The sequence below is a fragment of the Trebonia sp. genome (genome assembly GCF_030042015.1).
Taxonomy (GTDB): Bacteria; Actinomycetota; Actinomycetes; order Streptosporangiales; family Streptosporangiaceae; genus Trebonia.
In genome coordinates, this window is sequence record NZ_JASIAL010000187.1 from 1 (window position 1) to 3,789 (window position 3,789).

General features: G+C 69.8%; 6 protein-coding genes. 1 reads left to right on the forward strand and 5 read right to left on the reverse strand.

All coding sequences use genetic code 11. The annotated features are described in order from the left end of the window. From xerC to Q1N79_RS09605, 5 genes are all read right to left on the reverse strand, one after another. Positions 1 to 929: site-specific integrase (xerC, locus tag Q1N79_RS09585; protein ID WP_300607027.1), on the reverse strand; the 929-nt coding region annotated here is incomplete at its 3' end. Next, complete coding sequence (locus tag Q1N79_RS09590) at positions 929 to 1,192, reverse strand: helix-turn-helix domain-containing protein (protein WP_300607030.1); 264 nt, start codon at positions 1,190 to 1,192, stop codon at positions 929 to 931. The genes Q1N79_RS09590 and xerC, both read right to left, overlap by 1 nt. 64 nt (positions 1,193 to 1,256) lie before the next feature. Then, the gene (locus tag Q1N79_RS09595; RefSeq protein ID WP_300607033.1) at positions 1,257 to 2,714 is read right to left on the reverse strand and encodes a replication initiator; all 1,458 of its coding nucleotides are present in this window, start codon (positions 2,712 to 2,714) and stop codon (positions 1,257 to 1,259) included. Next, complete coding sequence (locus tag Q1N79_RS09600; protein WP_300607036.1) at positions 2,711 to 2,980, reverse strand: hypothetical protein; 270 nt, start codon at positions 2,978 to 2,980, stop codon at positions 2,711 to 2,713. Before Q1N79_RS09600 ends, Q1N79_RS09595 begins: the two co-directional genes overlap by 4 nt. Positions 2,981 to 3,020: 40 nt before the next feature. Further along, on the reverse strand, positions 3,021 to 3,467 hold the full coding sequence (locus Q1N79_RS09605; RefSeq protein ID WP_300607040.1) for a hypothetical protein: 447 nt from the start codon (positions 3,465 to 3,467) through the stop codon (positions 3,021 to 3,023). Here Q1N79_RS09605 and Q1N79_RS30630 point away from each other — a divergent pair. Continuing rightward, the coding region (locus Q1N79_RS30630; RefSeq protein WP_367185050.1) for a hypothetical protein at positions 3,462 to 3,789 on the forward strand (328 nt) is incomplete at its 3' end. The two genes, Q1N79_RS09605 and Q1N79_RS30630, sit on opposite strands and share 6 nt — an antisense overlap.

The following is a 3,789-nucleotide window of genomic DNA, read 5'->3' on the forward strand; positions in this document are numbered from 1 at the left end:
TCGTGAATGTGGACGCCTTCCAGGCCGACCGCGGCGAGCGCTGGAACCCAGACCCGCCGTCGGAAGTTGGTATTAGACAACGCTGCGCCCTCGGGACTGGTGAACGCGAGAGCACCGGCAGGAACCGCGCGCAGATGCTGGCGCAGATCGGGCACGATCAAGTCCGCGAAGTCAACCACCCGACGACCAGCGCGTGACTTCGGTGGCCCGAATACGGGCGCAGCGCCAGGCTTGTTGAGCTGGCGGGTTACCCGCACGGTACAGCCGTCGGGGTCGATGTCTTCCGGGCGCAGCGCGGCCAGCTCGCCCCAGCGGAGGCTAGAGAACGCGGCCAGCAGGATGAGCGCCCGATAGCGCAGCCCGACCGCATCGGCCAGAGCGTAGACCTGTGCGACCGACAGAACCGGGCGCTCTGGCGAGTGCTCAGAACCAGCGCCTTTGATCCGGCACGGGTTGCGCTTGATCAGCCCGTCGTCAACGGCAGTGTTCATGACGGCACGCAGGAACCGGTACGCCTTAGCAGTGGCGACCGGACCCGTGCCTGAGTCGAGGAGCTTCTTACGCCAGCGACGGACCCCCGCCAGGGTCAATTCACCAACGGTCACAGTCGTCAGGTGCGGCGCGATATGGCAGTGGAGCAAGGAGCGGTAGTTGACGACCGTCTTACGACGCAGGCCCGGACGTTCCTCAATCCAAGTCGCGGCGTAGTCGGGGATGAGGGTTTCGCCCGCGTCCGGGTCGATCCAGTCATCTTCGAGAATTTCGGCTTCCTTGAGCGTGAGCCAATCCTCGGCCTCAGTCTTGGTGACGAACGTGTCATCGGCAGGGCGGACCACGCCATCAGGCCCTGGATAGCGCGCCTGGAAGCGGCCAGAGGGAAGCTTGCGGATCGTGCCGAACCGGCGGCGCCGCCCCTTGCTGTTGGGCATCAGCCCGCCCTCCGCAGATGCCGACGAGGACGAGCACCAGGCCGACGAGCACCACGAAGCGACGGACTGACAGGCTCGACGGTGTTGGCCTTGATGTAGGCCCGGACCGACGCGACCGGGATGCGGACGTACCGGCCGACGTAGACCCGCAGCAGAGCGCCCGAGCTGGCCAGCCGGTAGACGTGGCGGGGTTCAGTCCGCAGCCAGTCGGCCACCTCCTGAACCGTTAGCAGCGACTCGTCATCGCTGTGAGTGGCGGGCATTCCGCCTCCCTTCTGGGCCTGGTCTAGGTGTCAAGTTCGGATTGACGATGAACCGCCGGTCTGGTTAGTCGCCGCGTGCCATGTCAGCTGAGACGAGCGCGAGTTCTGCGGCGGGCGTCCGGGGCCTGTAGCCGGTTCCGGCATAGGTCCAGTGCGCGAGGACCAGGACGACGCGCTCGTCGAGGGGGCGGCCCCAGGGGTCGCGTTCGCCGTCGGGGTAGCGCTCGAGGCGGCGGTGTTCGGCGCGCGCGCGGCGGAGCTGGCCGAAGGTGACGGAGTAGCGGCGGGATTTGGTGAGGAAGTGGCCGCCGTAGCCGAGCATGTGCGACCACAGGCGCAGCCGGGGGTCTGCGGTGGCATCGCGCGCACCGAGGTCCCAGGCGCTGGTGACCATGCGCTTGTGGTGGGCCGGGCAGCGCAGCGCGGCGATGTCGCCGGGATGGCGGATGCGGGCAGCGGGCAGGCCGGGCACGCTGGTGCTTTTGGTGGCGTACTTGGCGATGTAGTTGGCGACCGCGCCGGCATCGAGCGGCTGACCCGAAGCCGCAACCGGGTCGCGCCAGATGGGGCGGGCGTCGACCTGGCGGCCGAAGCCGAGCCGGATACGCGGACCGCGCCCGGTAGGGGCGTCGAGGCGGACAGCCTTGGCGGCCAGGGCGATGGCGTCAGCCAGGAGCGCGGCAGAGTAGCGGGCAGGGGGCGGGTAATAGCCGGTCTTGGCGTTGGCGTCGAGGCGGATGACGGCGTGGTAGTGGACGACGCCGCGTGCCTGGTATTCGGCGACCTTGACGAAGCGGATGCGCAGTTCGGCGCGCAGCTGCTTGCCGGTGATCCCGGCCAACCGGGCCAGGTGCCGGGGCAGGTAGGTGGTGAACCGGCGCCATAGGTCCCCGGCATGCCGGTTGAACAGCACCGCGGCCTGGTAGTCGTAGCAGTCGCAGCACAGCGGCCTGCCGAGCCGCGGGTCAGCCTCGACGTGCCTCGTCGGGCAGGAGATGTCACGGCCGTGCGGGCAGCGGCGGTCCTTGCCGTCGCGGCGGGGACGGCAGGGCAGCACGGTCTTGCCGCGCACGCGCCGGGAGTGGACCGGGCCGAACGAGGGGGCGGTCAGGGTGGCGAACACGCACGGATGTGTCGCCACTGATTCGGGGACGCCCTTGCCGCCGGTCAGGCCCGCACGGACGAGCTGGCGGGCGTCGCGCTTGTAAACCTGCGAGCAGGACGGGCAGGCAGTTTCGCGGCGGTTGCCGCACGGGACGTGGACCGGCTCACCGATCCGCACGGTATCGCCGGTCTGGGGGATGGTGATTTCGGTCCAGGTCTTGAAGACCGGGGCGGTCTCTCCCGTGGCCAGGTCGATGGCGTCGATGCGGCCGTGTACCCGGATCGGGTGCGAGCAAGTGCCGGTGCTGGTGAGCTCTCGTTCCCAGGCCGGGAAGCTGATGGCGTCGTCGGCTGTTGCCACCGGCCCCGAGCCGGGTGGTTCGGGGGCGATGGGCGCGGCCGCGCCGCGTGGTGTCATGGCCGGGTGTCTGCCCAGCGCTGGTGTGCGGCCTGGCGGGTGACGCCGAGCCGGGTGCTGATGTCGGCCCAGGAGTAGCCGTGCAGCCGCAGCCCGGTCACGGACCGGCCGAGCGCGTTCTCGACGTCTTCGAAGAGGGCGTTGAGTTCGTGCAGGGCGTCGATGTCGCCGGTGGCGATGCGGCGGGCGTAGGCGCGCAGGACGCGGCGGACGAAGGCGGCGTACTCGTCGTTCTCGACGTACGGCCGTCGCCGGTTTGCTGTCAAGCGCGGCTTGACAGTGTTCCCGGGCTGGCGAGATGGCTGGCTAGCGGGCATGGGGGGTGTCCTTCCTGCGGAGCTGGGCCGCGTAGGCGGCCAGGTGGTGGATGTCGGAGTCGGTGAGGAACGCGGTGCGGATCCGGCGGGGGACGCCGGTTTCGGCGAGCAGCCAGGCGGTGCCGCGGGCGAGGGGGTCGATGTCGGCGGCGCTGTAGGCCTGGGCGGCCCAGCCCTGGCCGAGGATCACGTCGGAGGAGGAGTCGGTGGTGCAGCGGAACGCCAGCCGGTAGGAGAACAGGTCGCGCATGGACGGGTCGATGATCTGGTGGGATGGCCGCTGGGTGGCCAGCACGAGGATCACCCCGGCGGCCCGGCCGCGGGCGATCAGGTCACGGGCCAGCGCCGCGAACTCCTCACGCTCAGCCTTCTTGCCGACGGTGGCCGAGCACGCGCCTACGGGGTCAGCAGGCAGACCGCGCGTGCCGCCATGCAAGGCCTCGAACGCGAAGGCCTGGTGATCGTCAGACCACGCCGCGGGCGGCTCGTCCGAAGCGCCCAGCGGCTACGGTGGCACCTGTCGGAGTTCGAGCGGCCAGACCACATGATCCTGACCACCTCCCCGGCGCGCCAGATCGCAAGCATCCCGCTCAGCTCCGCCTTGATGACCTCCGGAGGAGGAGGTTCCTCGGCCAGCGGAGATCGGTGCAGCCATACCTCGGGGCCCACCATCGGTGGCTGCAGCTCCTCCGCACGCTCCACCACGTCGTGCCGTGTCATACGCTCGATCGACGACAAGAACGCGAACTGGTCCTCGA

Excerpts from the sequence above, each read along its gene's own strand:
- Q1N79_RS09590 (WP_300607030.1), bottom strand. The coding sequence starts at position 1,192 with ATGCCCGCCACTCACAGCGATGACGAGTCGCTGCTAACGGTTCAGGAG.
- Q1N79_RS09595 (WP_300607033.1), bottom strand. The coding sequence starts at position 2,714 with ATGACACCACGCGGCGCGGCCGCGCCCATCGCCCCCGAACCACCCGGC.